Consider the following 20,563-nt stretch of genomic DNA (forward strand, 5'->3'; position numbering starts at 1 on the left):
CAGTTAATGCATACGCCAATCAGCCATGCGACAAAGACACCGGCAAGGCAAACACCCCATGCAATTAGAAATCCCAAAGTCCATCTCATCATTTCTTCTGACTTCCTATATTCGTGGACGGAATCATTGCCCCTGCAGCCTCCTGCCCCATGCCACCCATAACGGTACCGCCAATTGCCCCAACACTATTGGGTCTAAACAAATTCCACCCGCTACCAGACCATGATCCTGCAGAAGTCCAATTCGGCATATTAATCGTTGGCTTGAGAACAGAATTGACACCGGACTCGCCCAGCCTCCCAAGCCCGTAACCCAGACTCGACAGTACACCACTACTCACTGCCGATCCGATAACGCTATCGTTCTTCCCCTGCAAGATATTATTAAGTGCAGTTGTCGTCGCTCCACCAATCGTGTTCACGCTCACGTTCCACAACAGGCCGCCATACGAACCTGCTGCGCCCGTACCAAACGCGCCTGTCACATCGATCAGGTTAATCTTTCCGTTCTGCACATACTGCGAACCTGCATTGATTCCCGCACTGATCGTTCCCGTTCCAACTGGCGACGCCAACGCCCCCGAACCCAGCGCTCCGCCCGTACTAAATATCGGCGCGCCCGGCAATGCCGCGATCGGTCCTCCTACCACGATCCCCGCAGCACCAGCCGCCGCGCCAATCGTGCCCTTCGCATAAGCATCGCGATACGCTTGTTCTCGGCTCGTTGAACTCGCAATCGCCGAACCACTCGGCACGTTCGTGCCAACGCCGCCCGGATAGTACTTCGCGTACATCTCCACATTCGCCTTCTGCTCCGGCGTCGCATAGAACATGTAACCCGGCCCACTACTTCCATCCGCAGGCAACATGCCGTGTGCCTGACTCAGGAAGTCATTCGCGTGCTGATTCCATGTGCCCGACGAGCCATTCTGCACTTGCAGATTTGCCTGTGTTGTCAATTCGTTACGCGCCTGCTCCACCGTCAAACCGTACTTCCCCGCGTACGCCGCTTCCTTTTCACTGATCCACTTCTTCTCTGCAGGATGGAGCTGCCGATTGAACCGATCAACGTTATACCCAGAGAACGCCCCCGATTCACCACCCGCTGCCGCACCAGCCCCCGTCGCAAGCGCGTTCGCCACGATGTTCCCCAACGCCTGATTCATATTGGCGTTGCCAGTCGGATCGCTGCCTGCGATTGCACTGCTCAACTCGTTCAGCTTGCCCGACGCAATCGACGCAATCGCCGCACCGGCTGCCCCACCCACCGCATTGCCGCCCGCCAGTCCCGCCACCAGCGCCGCGCCGGCACCTTGCATCAGCGCGCGGTTCGCTCCGCCCTCCTTCCACGCGTCAACGGCGGCCTGGTCACCGTTCGCGGCGGCGTCCTTCATCATCTTGTCCGAGTAGTCCCCAATCCGGCGCGACACTGCCTCACCGGCTGCACTGGCCGCAGCCATCATGTCCGCTTGGTTGCTCAACAGGTTCTGCATGTCGGGGAGTTTAGCGACCGTACCATTGGTGTTCGTCGTATCGCGGTTCAAGCTCGCCACATCCTGCTTCTGGTTCGCCGAATCCGTGATCGTGACCACCCCCGCACTCACGCCGCTCTTCGTCGTCGCGCTATAGCTGCCGCTGTCGTTCTGTCCAAGCATGGGCGCGGCGCCACCCGCATTCTTGCCCGACGTGCTGCCGTGCGTGCTGTAGTTCATCCCACCGTCACCAGTCGTCGCCCCCGCACTGAAGCCGCTTGAGCTCGCATCGTAGTGCGACTGATTCTGGATGTCCGAGAAGGACAGCGAACCTGTCGTCAGCGCGTTCTTCGAAGCGTCTGCGTCGCTCGCGATCAGTCCGCCTTTCAGGTCGGTATTGCCGGTGACGTTGATATCGAATCCACCATCGCCCGCATGAATCCCAGCTTGCTCATTGACGCCCGCATAGCTGCCCGACGCGTTGCCCTTGCTCTGGCTGAAGCTCGCACTGGCGCCGCCCTGACTGATGCTGAAGCCGCCGCCCGAACTCGACTGATGTGCCGCGCTCGACAATGTGTCCTGCACGCTGACGATGTTCAGATTCCCACCCACGTCGGCGTTCACCTGATTGCCCTTCACGTTCGAGCCGATGATGCTCGTATCGCCGCCCGAAATGATCGTCACATTGTTTGCTGCGTTTACATGGCTATTGTTCTGCGTGGCCAGATCGCTGTTGCCATCGCCGTTGGCCTTCGACATCGCTGCGGAAACACCGAACCCGCCCGTGCCGACCGACACGCCCACGCTCGCGCTCTTCGACTCGTTCGTGCTGCGCGTCGAGTCTGTGTCCGTCGTATTAACGATATTGACCTGATTTTTCGCCGCCAGGATTACATCGTTCGCGTTCACGTTCGAGCCGGCGATAGTCACATTGCCGCTGCCAGTCGGACCGTTGCCGGTCGCCGCAAACGCCACCGTCCCGCCTGCATTCACATTCGAGCCGCGATTCGTCACGCTGTCTTCGGAGAATGCGCTCTTGCTGCGACTGCTGCCGACGCTGACTTCGACCTTGAACTGAGGCGTCTCGCCGGCCCCCAGCGCCCGGACCACATCGCCCGCGGCAACGTTCGCGTCCCATGCCGCGCTAGCCGCGGCCATCCCGCGCAGCGCGGCCGCCCGACCATCCTGGCTGTTTCTGGACGCACGCGATTGACCAACGGCATTCGATACCGCGTCGATCACCGGTGCCTTCAGTGCCAGCGTCAGGCCACTCTTGGAGACTTCCTGCGTTTCGCCGCGTTGGTTCTTGTCCTGCGCCCCGTCAATCGTCACGTTCGCGCCTGTCCCACTGAGATTCTTCGCTGCGATCAGGTCGCTGCCCGTCACGTGCAGATCGTTGCCGGCCGTAATGCTGAGGTTACCCTTCAGCGACCCGACCGTGCTGCCATTGTTCGACACCTCGGTCGTCTGGCTGGTCGTCTTCAGCGAACTGCTGCCCACCGACACCGACAGTCCGCCGCCGGACGTCAGCCCGGACTCCTTCTTGTTGTAGTAGCTCGACGACTGCAAGGTGTCCTGCGACGTCGTCACCGTCACGTTACGCGCTGCAGTGAGCGTCACGTCGTTCGTTCCGACGATGGTGCTGCCCTGAACATTGACGTCCTTTCCGCTGACAATGTTCACGCCGTCCGCCGATACCAGACTGCCGCGATTGAGCGTCATCGTCTGGTCGATCCCGCTTGCGACCTTCACGCCGCTTACGACATTGCTGTGGCTGTGCGTCTCGTGCGAATTCAGCTCGTGCGTCTCGGTTGCCGCGCCGACATTCACGTCGCTTGCCGCCAGCAGATTCGCGTTACCCTTGTCGAGGCTGATCGTGCTACCGGAGAGCGTTATATCCTTGCCCGACACAATATTGACCGTGTCGCCGCCCTTGAGTGCCGTCCCGGTCAACGCCTGATCCAACCGGTGCTGCGTATCCGCGGAACTGCCGTGACTGTCGCTGCCCGAACTGTTGCTGTTCACCGTCGATGTCGTGCTCGTCGCGCCGAGCGTCACGTTGCCCTTGGCAGCAAGCGTCCCGCCCTGGCCGAGGTCGATCTGCGCGCCCTTCGCCGTCAGGTCACCGCCGACGGCGATCAACGATTGCCCGCCGACCGTCACCGAACTGCCGGTGACCTTGTTGATGTCGGTATTCGACACGCCGTTCGCGCGCTGCACGATCTTGTGCTCGCCCGTCTGGACCGCACCGAGATCCCAGTTGCCGCCGACGTTCACCCCGAGGTTTCCACCGACCGACAGGTTGCCCGCGTTCTGCTGGAAGTTGCCGCCGGTGACGATCGACGCATCACCCGCGACATCCAGCTTCGCGGTCGACCCAAGCGTTGTCACCACGCTCGTCGCACCGTCGCGGCTCACACGCGTGTTCGTCTTCGTCGCCGTATCGAGAATCAGGTCCTTGCCGGCGTCCAGTTGTAAACTGCCGGCCGTCACGTTCGCCGAGGTCAGGTCGATATTGTTCTCGGTCTTCAGCGACATCAGCGCGCCGCTTTGCAGCGCGCCGAACGCGTTGTCGATCTGTTTGCCCTGGATCGCTAGCGTGTTGTCCGCCTTGATCGTGCCGCTGTTCGTGAACGTCTGTGCGTTCTGGAAATCGATGTTCGTCGCGGAAATCAACGGCCCGTCGATGTTCTGCTGGCTGGCCTTCGCGAGATACACGACCGGTACCAGCACCGACTGCCCGTCGACCACCCGCATTTCCATCATGATCACGTTACTGGTCAGCTTCGATACCTGATCGGCCGACAGGCTCGCGCCGATCGGCAGGTCGAGCGACTTCGACAGGTCGGCGCCGGCCGCCATCAGCGACTGATACATCGTCTCCAGGTCGGCGTACGGACCGAGCACCGCCTTGCCGGTCAGCGACGTGACTTCGTTGCGCACGAGCTGCTGTTCGTAGAAACCGTCACCGAGGCGCTTCGGAATATGCGTGAGGTCGACGCCGAGCTGCCCGAAGAAGTAGTCACTCGAAATGAAATTCTTCTGGTTCGTGAACGCCGGGTTCGTCTCGATCACGTAGCTCGCGTTCGGCGCGGTGGCCGGCTTGAACAGTCCACCCTGTGGAATCGTCAGGTTGTTCAGCACATTGAGTGCGGTCGCGCTGGCGGTGATCGGATCGACGGGCGCTGGCGTACCGCCGTGCACCGCCGAAGCCCCCGATTTCGCACCGCTCGCGTTACCGCTCAGGTTGGTCGGCGTGAGACCCGGCACCGACTGGCCCGGCAGCAAGCCCAGCGACGGAATCGATGCGTTGCCGGCCGTGTTGTTGACACTCACTCCGGTGCCCGAAATCGTGTCGTTCGAATTCAACGTCGGATCATAACGCGGTAGCTTGTAGTCCTTGATCGATGCCGGCGCCGCCTGCGTAAAGCCGCCCGGACGGCCCGTCACGAACGGCGCATTGCCGAACGGCAGCTGCCAGTCGTGTTCGGAATTGTCGTAGTTGTTGTAGTGATACTGCCCCGAGTAGGAGACCGTCACAACCGGCAGTTTCTGGCCGGATGCCGCCCAGCCGTCGGCGTCGTAGTGCATCGGCATCTTGACGTCGCCGACCGCGGCGATGTTGCTCCAGTAGTTTTGCAGCGTGCCGACGGACGACGCATCGATCTTGCCGCCCGACACGACCTGCGCGGCCGGGCTGATGTCCGTCACGGTCGTCGCCGTCGCGCTGTCGGCATAGTAGGTCGTGAACTGATAGCTGCTGTTCCATTGACCGCTATGAGGCGGCGAAATGAACATGCCGCCCGGCTGTTTGATCAGTTCGGCCGCTTGGTCCGGTGTAGGGTCTTGGATACCGTAACTCGTCTGACCCGTGCAGTTCCCCACGAAATACGCCGCGCACCCGGACATACTGATGCCGAACTGCGCGAGCGATGCCGGATCGATCTGGCTGGTGACCGTCTTCATCACACGGCGCGTGCTCGTGATCTTGTCGGCGTGCAGTTCCATGTCGCCGCCGGACTGGATCAAGGCCGATACGTTGTTGACCAGCGCCGCGTTCCTGTAATTGCCGCTCGCGTCCTTGCCGCCCGCCAGTACAACCTTGCCCATGCCGAAGATGGCGGTCGTGGCAGTCGAATCGGTCGTAGTCGCGTCGTCGCGGTTTTCGATGTCATGTGCGAGGATTTCGAGCGTGCCGTTACTGTCCGATGCACCGATTAGTGCGGTCGGCCCGAGATTTGAGATCGTGTTCGTCGCGTTGAGTGAGGCGCTGGCACCCACTAGCGCGCCGGTATTGATCAGGTTGGTCGATTGCGTGTGCAGCAGGCCGCCGGCAGTCAGGGCACCCACGGTGACGATGTTGCCCGCGTTGACGCTCAGATTGTTGACCGACTGCAGGTTTGCGTTGTTCGTAAAGGTGCCGGGCAGCGTGAAGGCGAGATCGTGACCAACGTTGAACTGCGTGTCGGATGCCGCCGTGTAGTCGCCCTGCAAGTTCACGTTGGCATCATGCGTTGCGCTGTACGTGCCGCCGCCCTGCAGCGTAGCCGCCCCGACGGACAGGTCGTGTGTCGAGCTGATCTGGCCGTTCGTGTTCGTGATCGCGCCGGTCGTCGTGACGTTCACGTCGCCGTTCGAATTCGTGACGTTACCGATGGTGCCACTGCTGTTGTCGAGCGAGTTCCCCTGGACCTTCAGCGATGCACCACTGAGCTGACCGCCCTGCGTGTTGCTGATCGACGCTGCGCTGACCGTCACTTCTCCGTTACCGGTGATGGCACCCATACCCGACACACCGCCAGCATGACTGTTCGCGATCTGGCTGCCGCCTTGCACCGTCATCTTGCCCGTACCGAGGTCGACTATGGCGCCGTCCGCGTTGTCGATCGAAACCGATTGAATGTCAAGCGTGCTGGTGTCGCCCGCTGTCGATTGCCCGGCCTGGACGTAGCCGCCTCGGTTCGACAGAGCGCCGCCGTTCGTCAACGACAGCGACGTGTCCGATCGCAGCAGGCCCTGCGCGTTGTTCACGTCGCCCGCAATCGTGGCGTTGATGCCGCGCTGTGCCGCGAGAATACCGCTCGCGTTGTTCCAGCTGCTCGCATCGACGATCGCTTGCCCCTTCGTCACGATGGTGCCTGACGCGTTGTGCAACGCGCTGGCGCCACTACCCGGTGCGATCGTCAGCGTGCCCGTGCCGGCATGCGTGATGGTGCCGCCTGCGTTGTTCAGCTCGGCGGGCTTGAGCGTCAGATCCGTGCTGTTGGTCTGGATCACGCCCGCGGCCGAGTTGTCGAGCGTGCCGCTGACATTCATGCCCATCGCCGACGACCCATACTGCGTGATCGTGCCGCCATGGTTGACGAGGTTTGCGGCCGTCAGCGCAAGCTGATTGGCCTCGAGCTTGCCGCCGCTGTTGTCGAGCGTCGAATCGGCAGTGACAGACAGGTTCGGCGCGACGATCGAACCGCCCTGATTCGTCATGGAGCCCGTGTGGATCGTCGCATTCGTGCTGGCACCGATCTGGCCGCCGTCGTTCGACAGCGCACCGCTGGTGACGCCCACGTCCGTGTTCGACAGCAGCTTGCCGCTCGCGTTGTTCAGCGTGCCGGCAACGGTTGCCGTCAGTCCGCTCTGCGCGTTGATCGCGCCCGACGTGTTGTTCAGCGCGCCGGCTTGCGCGACGATGTGTCCGTTGCTCGCGATCGACCCGCCCACGTTCGACACCGAGCCCGAACCGCTTCCGAGCGTCAGTATGCCGTTGCCGGCATGTGTGATCGTGCCGCCATCGTTGACGATCGCCGCCGGCGCGATCGTCAGATCGGAACTGTTGGTCTGCAGCGTGCCGCCCTTGGAATTGGCGAGCGTGCGCGACACGTTAACGGCCATCTGGCCAGTGCCGGTCTGCGTGATCGTACCGCCGTGGTTCACGAGGTCGGTCGCATTCAACGACACCTGATCGGCCTGCACGGTACCGGCGCTGTTGTCGAGCGTCGCTGCGCTGACCGTTGCTGTCTGGCCGACAATCGAGCCGCCGCTGTTCGTCAAATGTGCGCCGGCATCGACCGCTACGTTCTGCGCAGCCTGCAGCGTGCCGCCGCCGTTGTCGACCGACTGGCCCGCAACGTGGAGATTCGTGTTGGACGTGATCGCGCCGCGGTTGACAACGTTTGCGCCCTGGACCGAAACATCACCGTTGCCGCCGATGACACCGCCTTGCGCACCGTTCGCCGTCGTACCCGCGGCGTTGGTCAACTGGCCGCTCGTCGTCACCGACAAGCCATCGCCGTTGAGCGACGTGATCCGCCCTGCCGTGTTATCCAGCGACGCGCCGGCCATCGTCATGCCGGCCGCGCTTTGGATGGTGCCCTGGTTGTTCGCGATGGCGCCGCCGTGTATGTCCGCCGTGCTTTCGGAGATCAGTTCGCCCGACTGGTTAGCGATCTGGCCAGCCACGTTGACCGACAGCGGACCCTGCGACGAGACCTTGCCGCTCTGGTTCGAGAGGGCGCCACCGGTCAGCGTCGTGCCTCCGCCACTCGACAGGCTGCCGTGATCGTTGATTACCGTGCCGGAAGCATTCGCCTGAATGGCGCCTTGTGCGCTCGTCGTCGCGTTCGCGAGATTCACGTCGCCAGCCGTCGCGTTCAGCGACAGATTGCCGTTCGATGCAGTCTGGCCGCCGGCGAGATTCACGCCGGCGCCTGTCAACGATGCGTTGCCGCCCGCGACATTCTGGCCGGTCGCGCTCAACTGGCCCGAGGCCGTCAGGTTCAGGTCGCCACCACGTGCTACGGAACCGTCGTCGCTCACGCCCGCGCCGAGCGTGCCGGTCGAATTGACGCTGCCGGCATTCACTGTCGTATTCTGCTGCGCCGCGAGCGTCCCGCTGTTCGTGAGATCGGCGCTTGTGGCAGCCGACAGCGATTGCTGCGCGTACGTCGTGCCATTGTTCTGGATCCCGCCGGCCGCCGACAGCGCGAGGTTGCCACTCGCGGTGGTCTTACCCGTGAGCACAAGGCGACCGTTCGACTGCAATGTGAGATCGCCCGCCTGCGCCGCAATCGTACCGGCATTGGCCACCCCCACGCCGAATTCGTTCGATGCGAGGAAGATCCGATCGCTATACATGCCGCCCAACTGACTCACGTCGATTGCAACCGCCGGAGCCAGGCCGTCGCCGGCGATCGGCGTCGCGGCAAGCGTGTCGTGGTTAACTTGGGCCGCGCCGGCGATCACGTTCAGGTTCTTCGCGTAGACCGCCGCATTCACCTGCACCGCGCGTGCGATCAAATCGACTTGATCGATATTGGCCGCATTCAGGCCCGCGCCAGCGACGGTCACGAGGCCGCGGTTGACGTTATAGCCGGCCAGCGATCCATCGGCACCATAGAACGGCACGCCGGTTGTCAGGGTCGCGCGACTGGTATTAAGAAAGCCGCCGCCATCGACAAAAATCCCGGACGGGTTAGCCAGGACGAGTTCCGCACGGGCGCCTGCGATCTCGACTGTGCCGCGGATTTGAGACGGGTTCGGGCTGTTGACCTGATTGACGACGATCCGCGCGGCCTGTCCGGCCCCGTAGTTCGGATTGCCGTTGATCCAGCCCGCCTGCTGCGTCTGAACCATCGTGGCCGAGTTGTTCAGGATCGCACCAGCCTTCTGTACATCGAACTGGTTGTAGGTGTTGACCGAGACGCCTGCGCCCGACGGACGCGCCACGTTGACTTGAGGCAGACCGTTCGGTGTCTGAATCACCTGCGTACTGGCACCTGGCGTCGGGACGATCTGCGCACCGGACAGCACGGGCAGCATGCCGAGCACGGCGACACCCGCCGCAACGGCGCGCGAGCCGGACGCCGAAGAGCGCCGCCGCCCGCGCGCCTCGCCTGCTGCCGAATTCCCCTCAGCCGTCGCCGTCTCCGCGCCGGCGACCATCATTCCCCGATGCCTGGAATACACCAGGCGATGCGTATTCTTGCTCATTCTCGTCGACGCGGCCCACGTCCATTCGTTGGTTTATTGGACGCGATCTTACCGAGACCACTGAAAGGTATCTGTCAAAAAATGGCAAGCTGTTGAATGGAAACCACAAATTTCAAATTTCTGACTCGTCCAATTGACGTGCGCTCGGGCATCTCTGGTCGAGTTTCAAAGGCATTCGGGCGGCACATATATGCGTCCCGCCTCAGACTGGATGCGGCGCTATTGCCACGCCTTCCCACATACTGAGCGCACAATTTCCCATTAATAGGGATACCTGCCCAAATGTTGACGCGCTTCGCTCCACCGCTCTAACGTTCGCCCCAACGCCATTCGATTCGGCCGCCCCGCTCGCGGGCGCCGGCCGGGCATAGAACACAGGAGACAACCGTGGCCCAATCCGCGTCGCGCACCCACGCGAACCCGCCGGAGCGCTCGACCGCGCATGGCGGCACCGCACCCGAATCCACGACCCGCACAGCCTCGACCACTCAGCCAAGCCGCAAGCGCCTGCTGATCCTCGCGCTGCTGTTCATTACGGTCGTGATCAACTATCTCGACCGAAGCAACCTGTCGATCGCCGCGCCCGCGCTGTTCAAGGAACTCAACATCGATCCCGTCCGCGCCGGCCTCGTGTTCTCCGCGTTCGGCTGGACCTACGCACTGATGCAGATTCCGGGCGGCTGGCTCGTCGACAAGGTGTCGCCGCGCGTGCTGTATGCGGGCGCGCTCGCGCTGTGGTCCGCCGCGACGCTGCTGCTCGGTTTCGCGGGCTCGTTCGTCGGATTGATCGTGCTGCGTCTCGCGGTCGGTGCACTGGAAGCGCCGGCGTACCCGATCAACAACCGCGTGGTGACAACCTGGTTCCCGACCCGCGAACGCGCCAGCGCAATCGGCGGCTATACGTCGGGGCAGTTCGTCGGCCTCGCGTTCCTCACGCCCGTGCTCGCGTGGCTGCAGGTGCATCTCGGCTGGCACATGGTGTTCGTCGCGACCGGGCTCGCGGGCATCGTGTGGGCCGCGATCTGGTATGCGGTGTATCGCGAGCCGCGCGCGTTTCGCGGCGTCAACGCGGCCGAGATCGCGCTGATTCGCGACGGCGGCGGTCTCGTCGATCTCGAGGATCGCATCGCGGCGCGCAGCGAACGCGCGCCGTCGACGTGGCGCGACCTGGGCGTCGTGCTCGGCCGGCGCAAGCTGTGGGGCATCTACCTCGGCCAGTTCGCGCTGAACTCGACGTTGTGGTTCTTCCTGACGTGGTTCCCGACCTACCTCGTCAAGTATCGCGGGATGGACTTCATCAAGTCGGGCTTCCTTGCGTCGCTGCCATTCCTCGCCGCGTTCGTCGGCGTGCTGTGCTCGGGCGTGCTGTCGGACTGGCTGATGCGCCGCGGCGCGTCGCAAGGCTTCGCGCGCAAGCTGCCGATCATCTCGGGGCTGCTGATCTCGACCTGCATCATCGGCGCGAACTACGTGACGTCCACGGGCTGGGTGATCGCGTTCATGACGATCGCGTTCTTCGGCAACGGCTTCGCGTCGATCACGTGGTCGCTGGTGTCGGGGCTCGCGCCGGCGCGGCTGCTCGGCCTCACGGGCGGCGTGTTCAACCTGATCGGCAACCTGTCTGCAATCGCGACGCCGATCGTGATCGGGCTGCTGGTCGACGGCGCGGACTTCTCGCGCGCGATCACCTACATCGCCGCAATGGCGCTGGCGGGCAGCCTGTCGTATGGGTTTCTTGTCGGCAAGGTCGAGCGCATCGACGCATGAGCATCACGAGGGCGGCACACGCGTGCCGCCCTGCCTTACCGCTGCCCGCGTGCCGCGTCAGAACCGCATGAACCCGTCACGCGCGAGATCGTGCGGATTGCCGGCCACGTAGTCGAGCGCGCATGCATCGGTATCGATGCCGACGGTCAGCAACGTTTCCCAGCGCTCGGTGTCGGGCATCGACAGGTCCGGATGGAAACACACGACGGCCGCGTCGCCGGCCGCACCGCACATTGCCGCCGCGCGCTCGCGCACCTCGGCGCTGGTCATGCCGGTCACGACCTCGTTCAGGTGCGCAAAGCGCTCGCGCGTGGTCGAGCTGTCGGGCATGCACTCACCACCGCTCAACGCGCGATCGAGGAAGTGGTTCGTATGCAGCAGCCAGCCGTCCGGGCGCGGCACGACCACACCGACACCCGACGGGCTCAGTTCGATGCTCGCCGCGCGCGGGTTCGCGTCGTGCCGCGTGAACACGGTCAGCACCGTCGATGCGCTCACGCGCGCGGTGCGTGCGAGTTCGATCGCCTCCTGCACCGTCGTCGCCTCCTCGAGCAGGCGCCGCGCGATCGCATGCACGGGCACGCCCGCGCTGTCGTTGTCGCTCGCGTGATGCAGGATGTTGAAATGCAGCCCGAGCCCCGCGCTGTTCACGCCGAGTTTCGCGAGCATCCCGAATTCGGTGAACAGCTTGACGGTGCGGCCCAGCGACGTCGCGAACTGCATCAGCAGCCCCTGCGGCGCGAGGCTGTCGTGCCAGTCCCACGTCTGCAGCGTGCGCGGCGCATGCGGGCCGGCCGGCGCGTGGACGGTCGTCGAGCATTCGCCCTCGGTCGACGCCGGCGCGGTCGCGAGAATCTCGGTGCGCGCGTTCAGGCACGCGAGCTGCCAGCGCGGCAGGTCGACGCCGTCGGCGATCGCCTCGACTTCGGCGGCGAGGCGCGGGCACCATGCGTCGAGCGCCGCCAGGCTCGCTTCGCCGATCTCCCGCGCGCGCTGCGGATCGATGCCGAGCTTCGGGAAGAACGCGAGATAAAGCGCGACCGTCTCGCGGATCGCCGGCGCGAAGCGCGCGCCGATCAGGCGGCCCCGCTCGCGCGGATCGGTGATGTCGGTCGCGAATGTGTGCAGCTTCAAGATCAAACCTCCTCTGTTGAACTGGATCCGGGCCCGCGCGGCCCGGAACATGTTTCGTTGTACGAAAGAACCGGCACGCGCCAGCGGTCAGAACGAATAGATGAACTGCATCCCGGCGAGGTCGTTGCTGCGCGCGTAGGTGCCGTTGCTCTTCAGGAACACCGGATGGTTCGCCGCGTCGTGGCGGTATTCGAGCTTCACGGTGATCTGCTGCGTCGGATAGAACAACAGGTCGGCCGTGATCGCATAGCGCTGCGCGCCCTTGCACTCGGTGCCGTTCGTCGCCGAACCCTGGAAGCACGCCGGATCGATGCCGAAGCCGCTCGTGCCGTTCACCGACGGGTTGCCGCCCGCGAGCCCGTACTGGATGTTCGTGCCGCCGCCGCCGTTCGACGTGTTGTTCAGGTAGTCGAAGCGCAGCGTCGCGCCCATGCGGCCGACCCACGCCTGCGTCCACTTCGTATGGCCCAGCAACGACATCCCGTACCAGCGCGCGGTGCCGCCGTTCCATGCGCCCTTCTGCAGCTCGCCGTAGTCGACCTGCGCGTTGACCTGCGTCTTGTCGTGCGTATAGGTCATGTCGGCTTCCACGTATTTGTAGAGGCCGGTCGGCGACGAGCCGTTGCACTGGTAGCCGTAGCCGCCCGCCACCGCGCACGGCGAGAACAGCGACTGCCGGCCGAGCATCCCGGAGATGCCGAAGTCGAAGGCGGTCGACGTCGCGTTGTCGAAGCGCGCGGTGATCGTCGGCGTCCAGTTGGTCTTCGTCGTGTTGTTCGCCGCGTTCGCGATCGCGCCGGCCGTGCGCAGCACCTCGTTGCCGATCACGACCTGCCAGAAGCGCGTCATCGCCGCGTTGGAGCCCTTCAGCCCGATGCCGATCAGGTTGCCCGGTTCGCTGAAGTCGTACAGCATCCCGTGCGTGAGCGTGAGCATCTGGTTCGACGGCTGCACCTCGTAACCCGCGAGGCTCGGCATCATCCCGATCTCGAAGGTGCGCGTCGTGCTGAGCGGCACCGTCACCACGGCCTGCGTGACGATGTTGTTGCCGACGCCGCCGTGCGAATTGCTGAACACGTTGCCGAAGCCGCGGTTCGGCTGGATCACGACCTCCGCCGACGGCGCCATCGGGCCGACGCCGAAGGTCTTCTTGATGTCGAGGTAGAGGTCCCCGATGGTGCTGTTGTAGTAGTCGTACGCGCCCGGGTCGTGATTCAGGAACTGGAAGCCGGACGTGCGCTGCGCGCGGTTGAACAGGTACACGGGATCGACGTAGCCGGTGATGCTCAGGCCCGCGAGCGGGCCGGTCGTCGCGGCTTCCTGCAGCGAGTCGACCTTCAGCGACGCGTTCGCGATCTGTTCGCGCATCTGCTGCAGGTCGTCGTTCGTGAATGCCGGTGCGGCATCGGCGGCCGGCGCGGCGGCGGCCGCCGTGTTGATCGTGCCGATCTTCGTGCTGCCCGATGCGGCAGCGGCCGTCGTCGCGGCGCCGGCCGGCTTCGCCGCCAGCATGCTCGCGCGCAGTTCGTTCACCTGCTGCTGCAACGCCGTGACCTGCGCCTGCAGCGCCTTCATCTTGCCTGCGTCGGTCGCTTGCTGTGACGTATGCGCGAATGCCGAAGCCGCTTCGAATGCGAGCAGGCACAGCGCCGTCATGTGTTTGATTTTCATGTTCTGGGTGGTCGTCGGGACGAGCGCGCCCCCGCCCGCCGCGATCAGCGGCGGGGCGCGCGAAAGGTGTGCGGGAATGGGAGAAGCGGCGGCCGGCTTACTCGGTCTTCAGCTTCGTCCAGAGACGGTTCTGCAGACGCATCAGCTCGGGCGGAACCGGCTTGCTGAGGCTCAGCTTGCGGATCACGTCGGCGGGCGGGAACACGGCCGGATCGCTCGTCACTTCAGCGCGCACGAGGTGCCTCGACGACGGCACGGCCGACGGATACGACGTGTCGTTGGTCAGGTTCGCGCTCTCCTTCTCCGACAGCACGAAGTTCACGAACTTCAGCGCGGCGTCCGGATGCGGCGCATCCTTCGGAATCGCCATCATGTCGAACCACATCGCGCTGCCCTCGGTCGGGATCACGTACTTGATGTGATACGACTTCTTCGCGGAAGCGGCCGCGATCCGCGCAGAGTTCACGTCGCCCGACCAGCCGAGCGCGAGACAGATGTCGCCGCCCGCGAGATCGTTGATGTAGCTGCTCGAGTTGAACTGCGTGATGTACGGCCGCACCGTCTTCAGCAGCTCATACGCGGCCTGGTAGTCGGCCGGGTTCGTCGTGTTCGGGTCTTTCTTCAGGTAGACGAACGCCATCCCGAACGCATCGACCGGCGAATCGAGCACCGACACGCCGCAGTGCTTCAGCTTCTGCGCGTACTTCGGGTCGAACAGCAGTGCCCAGCTGTCGAGCGGTGCATCGTTGCCGAGCGCGGCCTTCACCTTCTCGACGTTCATCCCGAGGCCATCCGTGCCCCAGGTCCACGGAATGCCGTACTGGTTGCCCGGATCGTCCTTCGCGAGCGCCTTCAGGATTTCCGGATCGAGCAGCCCGTAGTTCGGCACCTGGCTCTTGTCGATCTTGCGGAAGATGCCGGCCTGCAGCTGCCGCGCCCAGAAGATGTCGGACGGCACGACGACGTCGTAGCCCGACGTGCCCGACAGCAGCTTCGCCTGCAGCGTCTCGTTCGAATCGAACTCCTGGTAGACGACCTTGATGCCAGTCGCCTTCTCGAAGTTCGCGATCGTCGCCTTGCCGATCGAGTTGCCCCAGTTGTACACGTTGACGACGTCCGCCGCGTGCGCGACGGGCGCGCCGGCCCACAGGACGCCGCCCAGCGCGAGCGCCGCGCATGCCGTTCCCAGATGCTTGCTCCAATCCCCTGCCATGGTTTCCTCCATCGATATCATGATTCGTTCGCGATGAACGGTGTGTGCTTCGGTCCGGAAAAATGTAGCCAGAGGAAATTGGCTGGTCTGCCCTGCCAATAGGGGGACACGCCGCACAATCGGCGCATCCGGTTCCGGCCGGATGCGCCGACCCGCGAAAAACGGAAGCCATCCGAAAGCTTCCGTCACCGCTTCGTCAGCCGATGCCCGGTCAGGACGCCTGCATCCCCGTGCGCGCGCCGAAATCGTCGCCCACGTGCGTGATGCGGCCGCCCATCATCGTCAGCCCGACGTCGATGCGGCCGATGTCGTACTGGCCGACCTCGAACAGGTCGTTCTCGAGCACGACCAGATCCGCGCGCTTGCCGGGCGTCAGCGAACCGACCTCGTGCTCCATTCCGAGCTGGTACGCGCCGTGGATCGTGTACGCGGCGATCAGCTGCGGAATGCTCAGGCGCTCGGCGATGTCCGGGAACACCGGCGCGTCGGGCTCGCCCGCGAGCTGGCGCGTATGGCCCGACTCGATGTGTTCGAGCGGCTTGTGCTGGCAGCGGCACTGGCACGCGAGGCCGTCCATGCCGATCGACACCGTCACGCCTTCGTCGAGGAAGGTGCGGAACTTGTACATGTTGCTCCAGCGCTCGTGGCCGTAGTGGTCGCGCAGCTGCTCGGTGTACGCGTCGACCACGCCCCACTGCAGCTGCGTGTTCGCCATCACGCCCGCGCGGCGGAAGCGCGGGATGTCGTCCGGATGCGTGAGGAACGCATGCGTGATCACGTGGCGCCGGTCGCGCGGCGGGTTCGAGCGGTTGACTTCGTCGAAGCCGTCGAGCGCCATCCGCACGGCCGCGTCGCCGACGCAATGAACCATCACGTTCGCGTTCGCGCGATCGGCTTCGACCAGGTAGCGGTTGAACGTGTCGGCCGGCATCGTCGGCGCGCCGCAGGTGTCGGGGCGATCCGCGTACGGTTCGAGCAGGTAGGCGGTGTGGTTCGCCTCGGTGCCGTCGAGGAACAGCTTCAGCGCGCGCGCCTTCACGAGCGGCGAATCGTACTGCTCGCGGTATTTGACGAGCGTGCCGACCGGATCGTCGATCTCGCCGATCACCGCGACGCTGCCGACCACCCGCAGCTTCAGGTCACCCGCGCGCTCCATCGTCTGCAGCGTCTCGTACAGCAGCGACTGGTCGCCGCTCGGATCGAAGAAGCCCGCATCGAACACGGTCGTCACGCCGGCCGCGCACAGCTTCTTCTGCCACGGCGGAATCGACTTCAGGTACAGGTCGATGCCGGTCGGCAGCAGGCCGGCCGCGCTGATCCGCTGCATCAGCACCGAATACGCGGCACCGTCGACGATCAGGCCGGTCGGCTCGCCCGTCACCGTATCCTTCTCGAACCAGCTCGCACCTTCCTGCACGGGCGGCGTCGATGCGTCGATGCCGGCGATCTCCAGCGCCTTCGAGTTCACCCACATCGAATGGAAATCGGTCGACAGCAGGCACACGGGGCGATCCGCGCAGATCGCGTCGAGCGTCTCCTTGCGCAGCAGCGCCGGCGGAATGGTCGCCTGCACCCAGCCCATCCCGGTGATCGCGGGCTCGTCCGGATGCGATTCGACGTAGGCGCGCAGCGCGCCGAGCACCTTCTGCGGATCCTCGTAGTTCACGAACGCCTGGAACGCGAACGCGGTCGTCTCGAAGTGCCAGTGCGATTCGACGAAACCCGGCAGCACGAGCCGGCCGGCCGCATCGACGACCTTCGTCTGCGCACCGACGTACGCCTGCACGGCCGCCGTGTCGCCGACGTGGACGATCCGGCCGTCGCGCACGGCGACGGCCTGCGCCCACGGCTTGTGCGGGTCGACGGTGTAGACCTTCGCGTTGGTCAGAACGAAATCCGCCGGCGTCGCGGCGGCGTGCGTCGGTTGCATCTGCATGGCCTGTCCTTTCTGGTCATCAGGTTTTCGAAGTGCTTTCACTATAGGCAGACGATACGCACCGGTATGCCCCCCCGCCGCCGGGGCTTGGACGAATTCCGGCCGCCGCACGCACGGTCTTGTCATCGTTTTGGGGACAACGCACGAAATCCGTGGGGCGGATCCGGTGAATTCCCGGCTGACGCGTGCACGGCGTTCGCGTAACGTCGCGCTGTCCCTTGACCGCCCTCGCCCGACCATGCGACTTCTCCAGCCCGACCCTGCCGCCCGCGGCCACTACCTGATCGGCGTGCGCCCCGACTCGCTCGGCGCGACGTTACGCGCGGTCGGCACGCCGGATTTCGTCGGCGCGGTGACGGAGTTCGTCAACGACAGCATCGACGCCGACGCCGTGCACCTCGAACGCTGGCGCGCGGACACGGGCAGCACGTCGGGCTTCGTGGTCGAATGGCTCGGCAGCGGCAGCCTGCGCTTCGCGGCCGATACGCTGCGCGTGATGGACGTCTACTACCAGGACTATTGCCAGGCCGACCCGCTGGTCGCGCCGCTGCGCGGCAAGGCCGGCACGCTGCTCGTGCAGCGCCATGTCGACGGCATCGCGCAGGGCGAGTTCCGCCGGCGGATCTTCGACGAACCCGGCATCGGGCAGGAATGCCTGCTCGTGCACGGCAACGCGCACCTGCAGTACGCGCTCGGACTCGCGCGCACCGTCGGGCGCGCCGCGTTCACCACGGACGAGCTGTTCCACTTCCGGCAGATGGTCGACCTGCTGTTCCCGATGTTCGAGCTGCATGCGCGCACCTGCGCGGCGCGGCGCGTGGCGGCGGTGTCGGTGAATGTCGAATCGCAGGCGAGCTTCGACGCACGCCTCGAACGGCAGGACGTGCAGTTGTCGCGCCGCGAACACGAGATCTGCCGGCTGATGCTGTGCGGGCGCTCGGTGCCCGAGGCCGCGCAGCAGCTCGACGTGAAGCTGTCGACGGCCGAGTCGTACGTGAAGCGCGCGTTTGCGAAGCTCGGCGTACGCACGCGCCGCGAGCTGTTCGACTGGGTACTCGTCGACTGCTGAGCGCGCGGCCCGTATTTACGCGGCCAGCGCGGCCGCCTTGATGTTGAAGGCGCGTAGCAGGTCCTCGCAGAATGCATCGACGATCGGCTTGTCGCTCGTGCTGCGCTTCATCGCGAGATGCAGCGGCACGTCGAAGCTGAACGTCGTGCGGCCGACGGCCTTCACGAGCCCGCGCTGCTCGAACGGCTCCGCGTAATGCGCGGGCAGGTAGCCGAGATGGCCGCCCGACAGGATCAGGATCGTCGCGGCCTCGATGCTGTCCGCGCTCGCGGTCACGCGCCGCTCCGGCAGCGGATACTGCTCCTCCGGCACCGGATAGGTGCGCCACACCCAGTCGTGCAGCTGCAGGTCGTCGGCCGTCACGGGCCGCGACGCATGGAACAGCGGATGCCCGCGCCCGCAGTAGATCACCTGCTGCTCGGTGAACAGCGGCGTGTAGAGCAGGCCCGGCACGCGATGCCAGAAATAGCCGATCGCAAGATCGAGCTGGTTGTTGACGAGGCTTTCCTCGAGCTCCTGCGGCGACGCGACCTTCATCGAGAACGTGACGGCCTGGTCGCGCTTGCGGAACGCGCCGATCGCGTCGGCCACGCGCGCGTTCTCAACGAGCGGCGCCTGGCCGATCAACCCGATCGACAACGTGCCGACCAGCTTGCGGTCGATGTCGCGCACGCGCGCGACGAATTCGGAGGTCGCCGCGACGAGCGTGCGCGCGGTGGCCGCGAACCGCTCCCCCTTCGACGTCAGGCGAAAGCCGCCGCGGCCGCGATCGCACAGCTTGAAGCCGACGCGCGCCTCGAGCGCCGACAGCTGCGTGCTGATGGTCGACTGCCGCACGCCGAGCGATGCCTCGGCGGCCGTGATGCCGCGTGCGTCGACGACGGCCAGAAAGACCCGGATGAGCCGGAGATCGAGATCGGAGGTATTCGAGAACATGCTTCAAGCCGCTGCGCGTACGCGCGTTGCCCGGCCGGCACGACGCGCCTCGCGCGCCCCGCCCGCCGCCTTCGCCGATGAACCGAACCGGACACGCGCCGCCATCGGCAGCGGCGCGCGCCGCATCTGTCACTCAGGTGCCACCGCGAGCGAGCGCTCCATGCCGAACACGGCCGGCCGCAGTCGCCGGTAGCAAAGGAACGCCACCGCGCACAGCACGATCGCCGCGATCAGCGCCGACTGCGTGCCCGCGCTCTCGATCAGCGAGCCGCCCGCGACCGAGCCGACGCCATAACCGAGCGCGACGCAGCCCGGCGACAGCGCCGCCGACTTGCCGACCAGGTCGTATTGCGGAATCGTCGCGTAGATCAGCAGCGCGCCGCCGGTCCAGCAGCCGATGAACACGATCGCGCCGAGCGTGAACGTCACGGCCGATGCCGGCATCGCGAGCAGCACGGCCGCAACCGCGCAGCCGCCGAGGTTCACGAGCGCCCAGCGGCGCAGACCCGCACCGGCGCCGAGCTTCGGCATCGCCGCGCAGATCACGAGGCTCGCGACGTTCGCGACGCCGAGCACGAGCGACACCGACTTGCCGCTCAGGCCCGCATCGGTGCCGATCTTCTCGAGGAAGGTCCACACGACGCCGACACCGCCGTACAGCGCAAGCTGCGCGCACAGCACGAGCATCGCGCCCTTGCGGTCGATGCGGCCGGCGACACCGGCCGGCGTCGGCGCGGCCATCGTTTCGCCGCGGCGAAACAGCGGCGTCGCGAGCACGAACATGCCGAGCACGCATGCGACGAAGCCGAACACGCCGTGCGCGCCCCATGTGCCGCTCAACATCGGGAAAATGTACGCAAGCAGCACCATGCTCCACGTTACCTGCCCCATCAGCATGACCCCGAGATTGCGTTCCGGCGCGCGCGAATACGACAGGTAGCGCAGCGCGATCCCGTTCAGCCCGCCCGAGCCGACGCCCGCAATGAACTGCAATGCGGAATACGCGACGAGCCCGTGCGTCGCGAGCGTGCCGAGGTTCGCGCCGGCCGCGAGCGTCACCGCGCCCGCGAGCACGAGCCGGACCGGCTGGCGCCCGAGCACGAACGCGACGAGCAGCGTGCCCGTCGATTCACCAAGCACCTCGATGAAGCTCGACAGCCCGAGCGCGGCCTCACCGAAGCCCCAATGGCGTTCGACCTGCCCGACGATCGCGGGCAGGCCGAGAAAGACCGTCGGCCCGAGGATGCCGAGCAGCAGCATCACGACGACGAACAGCGCGCTTTCCTGTCGCGCTTCATCCTGCAGATTCACAACGTTCATTCGGTGTCTCTCTCCGTGTCCGCGGCGCGGACCGTCTCCTCAGGGGAGTTGGGTATGGCG

At 65.2% G+C, this 20,563-nt stretch carries 9 protein-coding genes; 2 read left to right on the top strand and 7 right to left on the bottom strand.

Annotation, left to right across the window (positions count from 1 at the left end):
• Positions 1 to 88: 88 nt before the first annotated feature.
• The gene (locus tag PI86_RS07905) at positions 89 to 9,457 is read right to left on the bottom strand and encodes a hemagglutinin repeat-containing protein (protein ID WP_152608066.1); all 9,369 of its coding nucleotides are present in this window, start codon (positions 9,455 to 9,457) and stop codon (positions 89 to 91) included.
• 387 nt (positions 9,458 to 9,844) lie between these two features.
• On the opposite strand from PI86_RS07905, the gene PI86_RS07910 reads away from it, so the two are divergent.
• Positions 9,845 to 11,224, top strand: coding sequence for an MFS transporter (locus tag PI86_RS07910; protein ID WP_039320656.1), 1,380 nt, complete (start codon positions 9,845 to 9,847; stop codon positions 11,222 to 11,224).
• Between the two features lie 57 nt (positions 11,225 to 11,281).
• Here the strand turns inward: PI86_RS07910 and PI86_RS07915 are convergent, their stop codons facing one another.
• The 4 genes from PI86_RS07915 to PI86_RS07930 all read right to left on the bottom strand — a co-directional run bounded on the left by PI86_RS07915 (position 11,282) and on the right by PI86_RS07930 (position 17,178).
• A complete protein-coding gene (locus PI86_RS07915; RefSeq protein WP_039320658.1) occupies positions 11,282 to 12,358 on the bottom strand; it encodes a C45 family autoproteolytic acyltransferase/hydolase in 1,077 nt (358 codons plus the stop codon).
• An 87-nt stretch (positions 12,359 to 12,445) separates the two neighbouring features.
• A complete protein-coding gene (locus PI86_RS07920) occupies positions 12,446 to 14,029 on the bottom strand; it encodes a DUF3138 family protein (RefSeq protein WP_039320660.1) in 1,584 nt (527 codons plus the stop codon).
• A gap of 97 nt (positions 14,030 to 14,126) precedes the next feature.
• Positions 14,127 to 15,242: a polyamine ABC transporter substrate-binding protein gene (locus tag PI86_RS07925; protein WP_039320662.1), complete on the bottom strand. Its 1,116-nt coding sequence runs from the start codon at positions 15,240 to 15,242 to the stop codon at positions 14,127 to 14,129.
• A 211-nt stretch (positions 15,243 to 15,453) separates the two neighbouring features.
• Positions 15,454 to 17,178: an amidohydrolase gene (locus PI86_RS07930; protein WP_039320665.1), complete on the bottom strand. Its 1,725-nt coding sequence runs from the start codon at positions 17,176 to 17,178 to the stop codon at positions 15,454 to 15,456.
• Between the two features lie 238 nt (positions 17,179 to 17,416).
• On the opposite strand from PI86_RS07930, the gene PI86_RS07935 reads away from it, so the two are divergent.
• Complete coding sequence (locus PI86_RS07935; RefSeq protein ID WP_039320668.1) at positions 17,417 to 18,247, top strand: helix-turn-helix transcriptional regulator; 831 nt, start codon at positions 17,417 to 17,419, stop codon at positions 18,245 to 18,247.
• 15 nt (positions 18,248 to 18,262) lie between these two features.
• Here the strand turns inward: PI86_RS07935 and PI86_RS07940 are convergent, their stop codons facing one another.
• Positions 18,263 to 19,183, bottom strand: coding sequence for a LysR family transcriptional regulator (locus PI86_RS07940; protein ID WP_039320670.1), 921 nt, complete (start codon positions 19,181 to 19,183; stop codon positions 18,263 to 18,265).
• 129 nt (positions 19,184 to 19,312) lie between these two features.
• The gene (locus PI86_RS07945; RefSeq protein ID WP_039320672.1) at positions 19,313 to 20,503 is read right to left on the bottom strand and encodes an MFS transporter; all 1,191 of its coding nucleotides are present in this window, start codon (positions 20,501 to 20,503) and stop codon (positions 19,313 to 19,315) included.
• Positions 20,504 to 20,563 lie beyond the last annotated feature (60 nt).

The sequence above is a fragment of the Burkholderia sp. A9 genome (assembly GCF_000801975.1).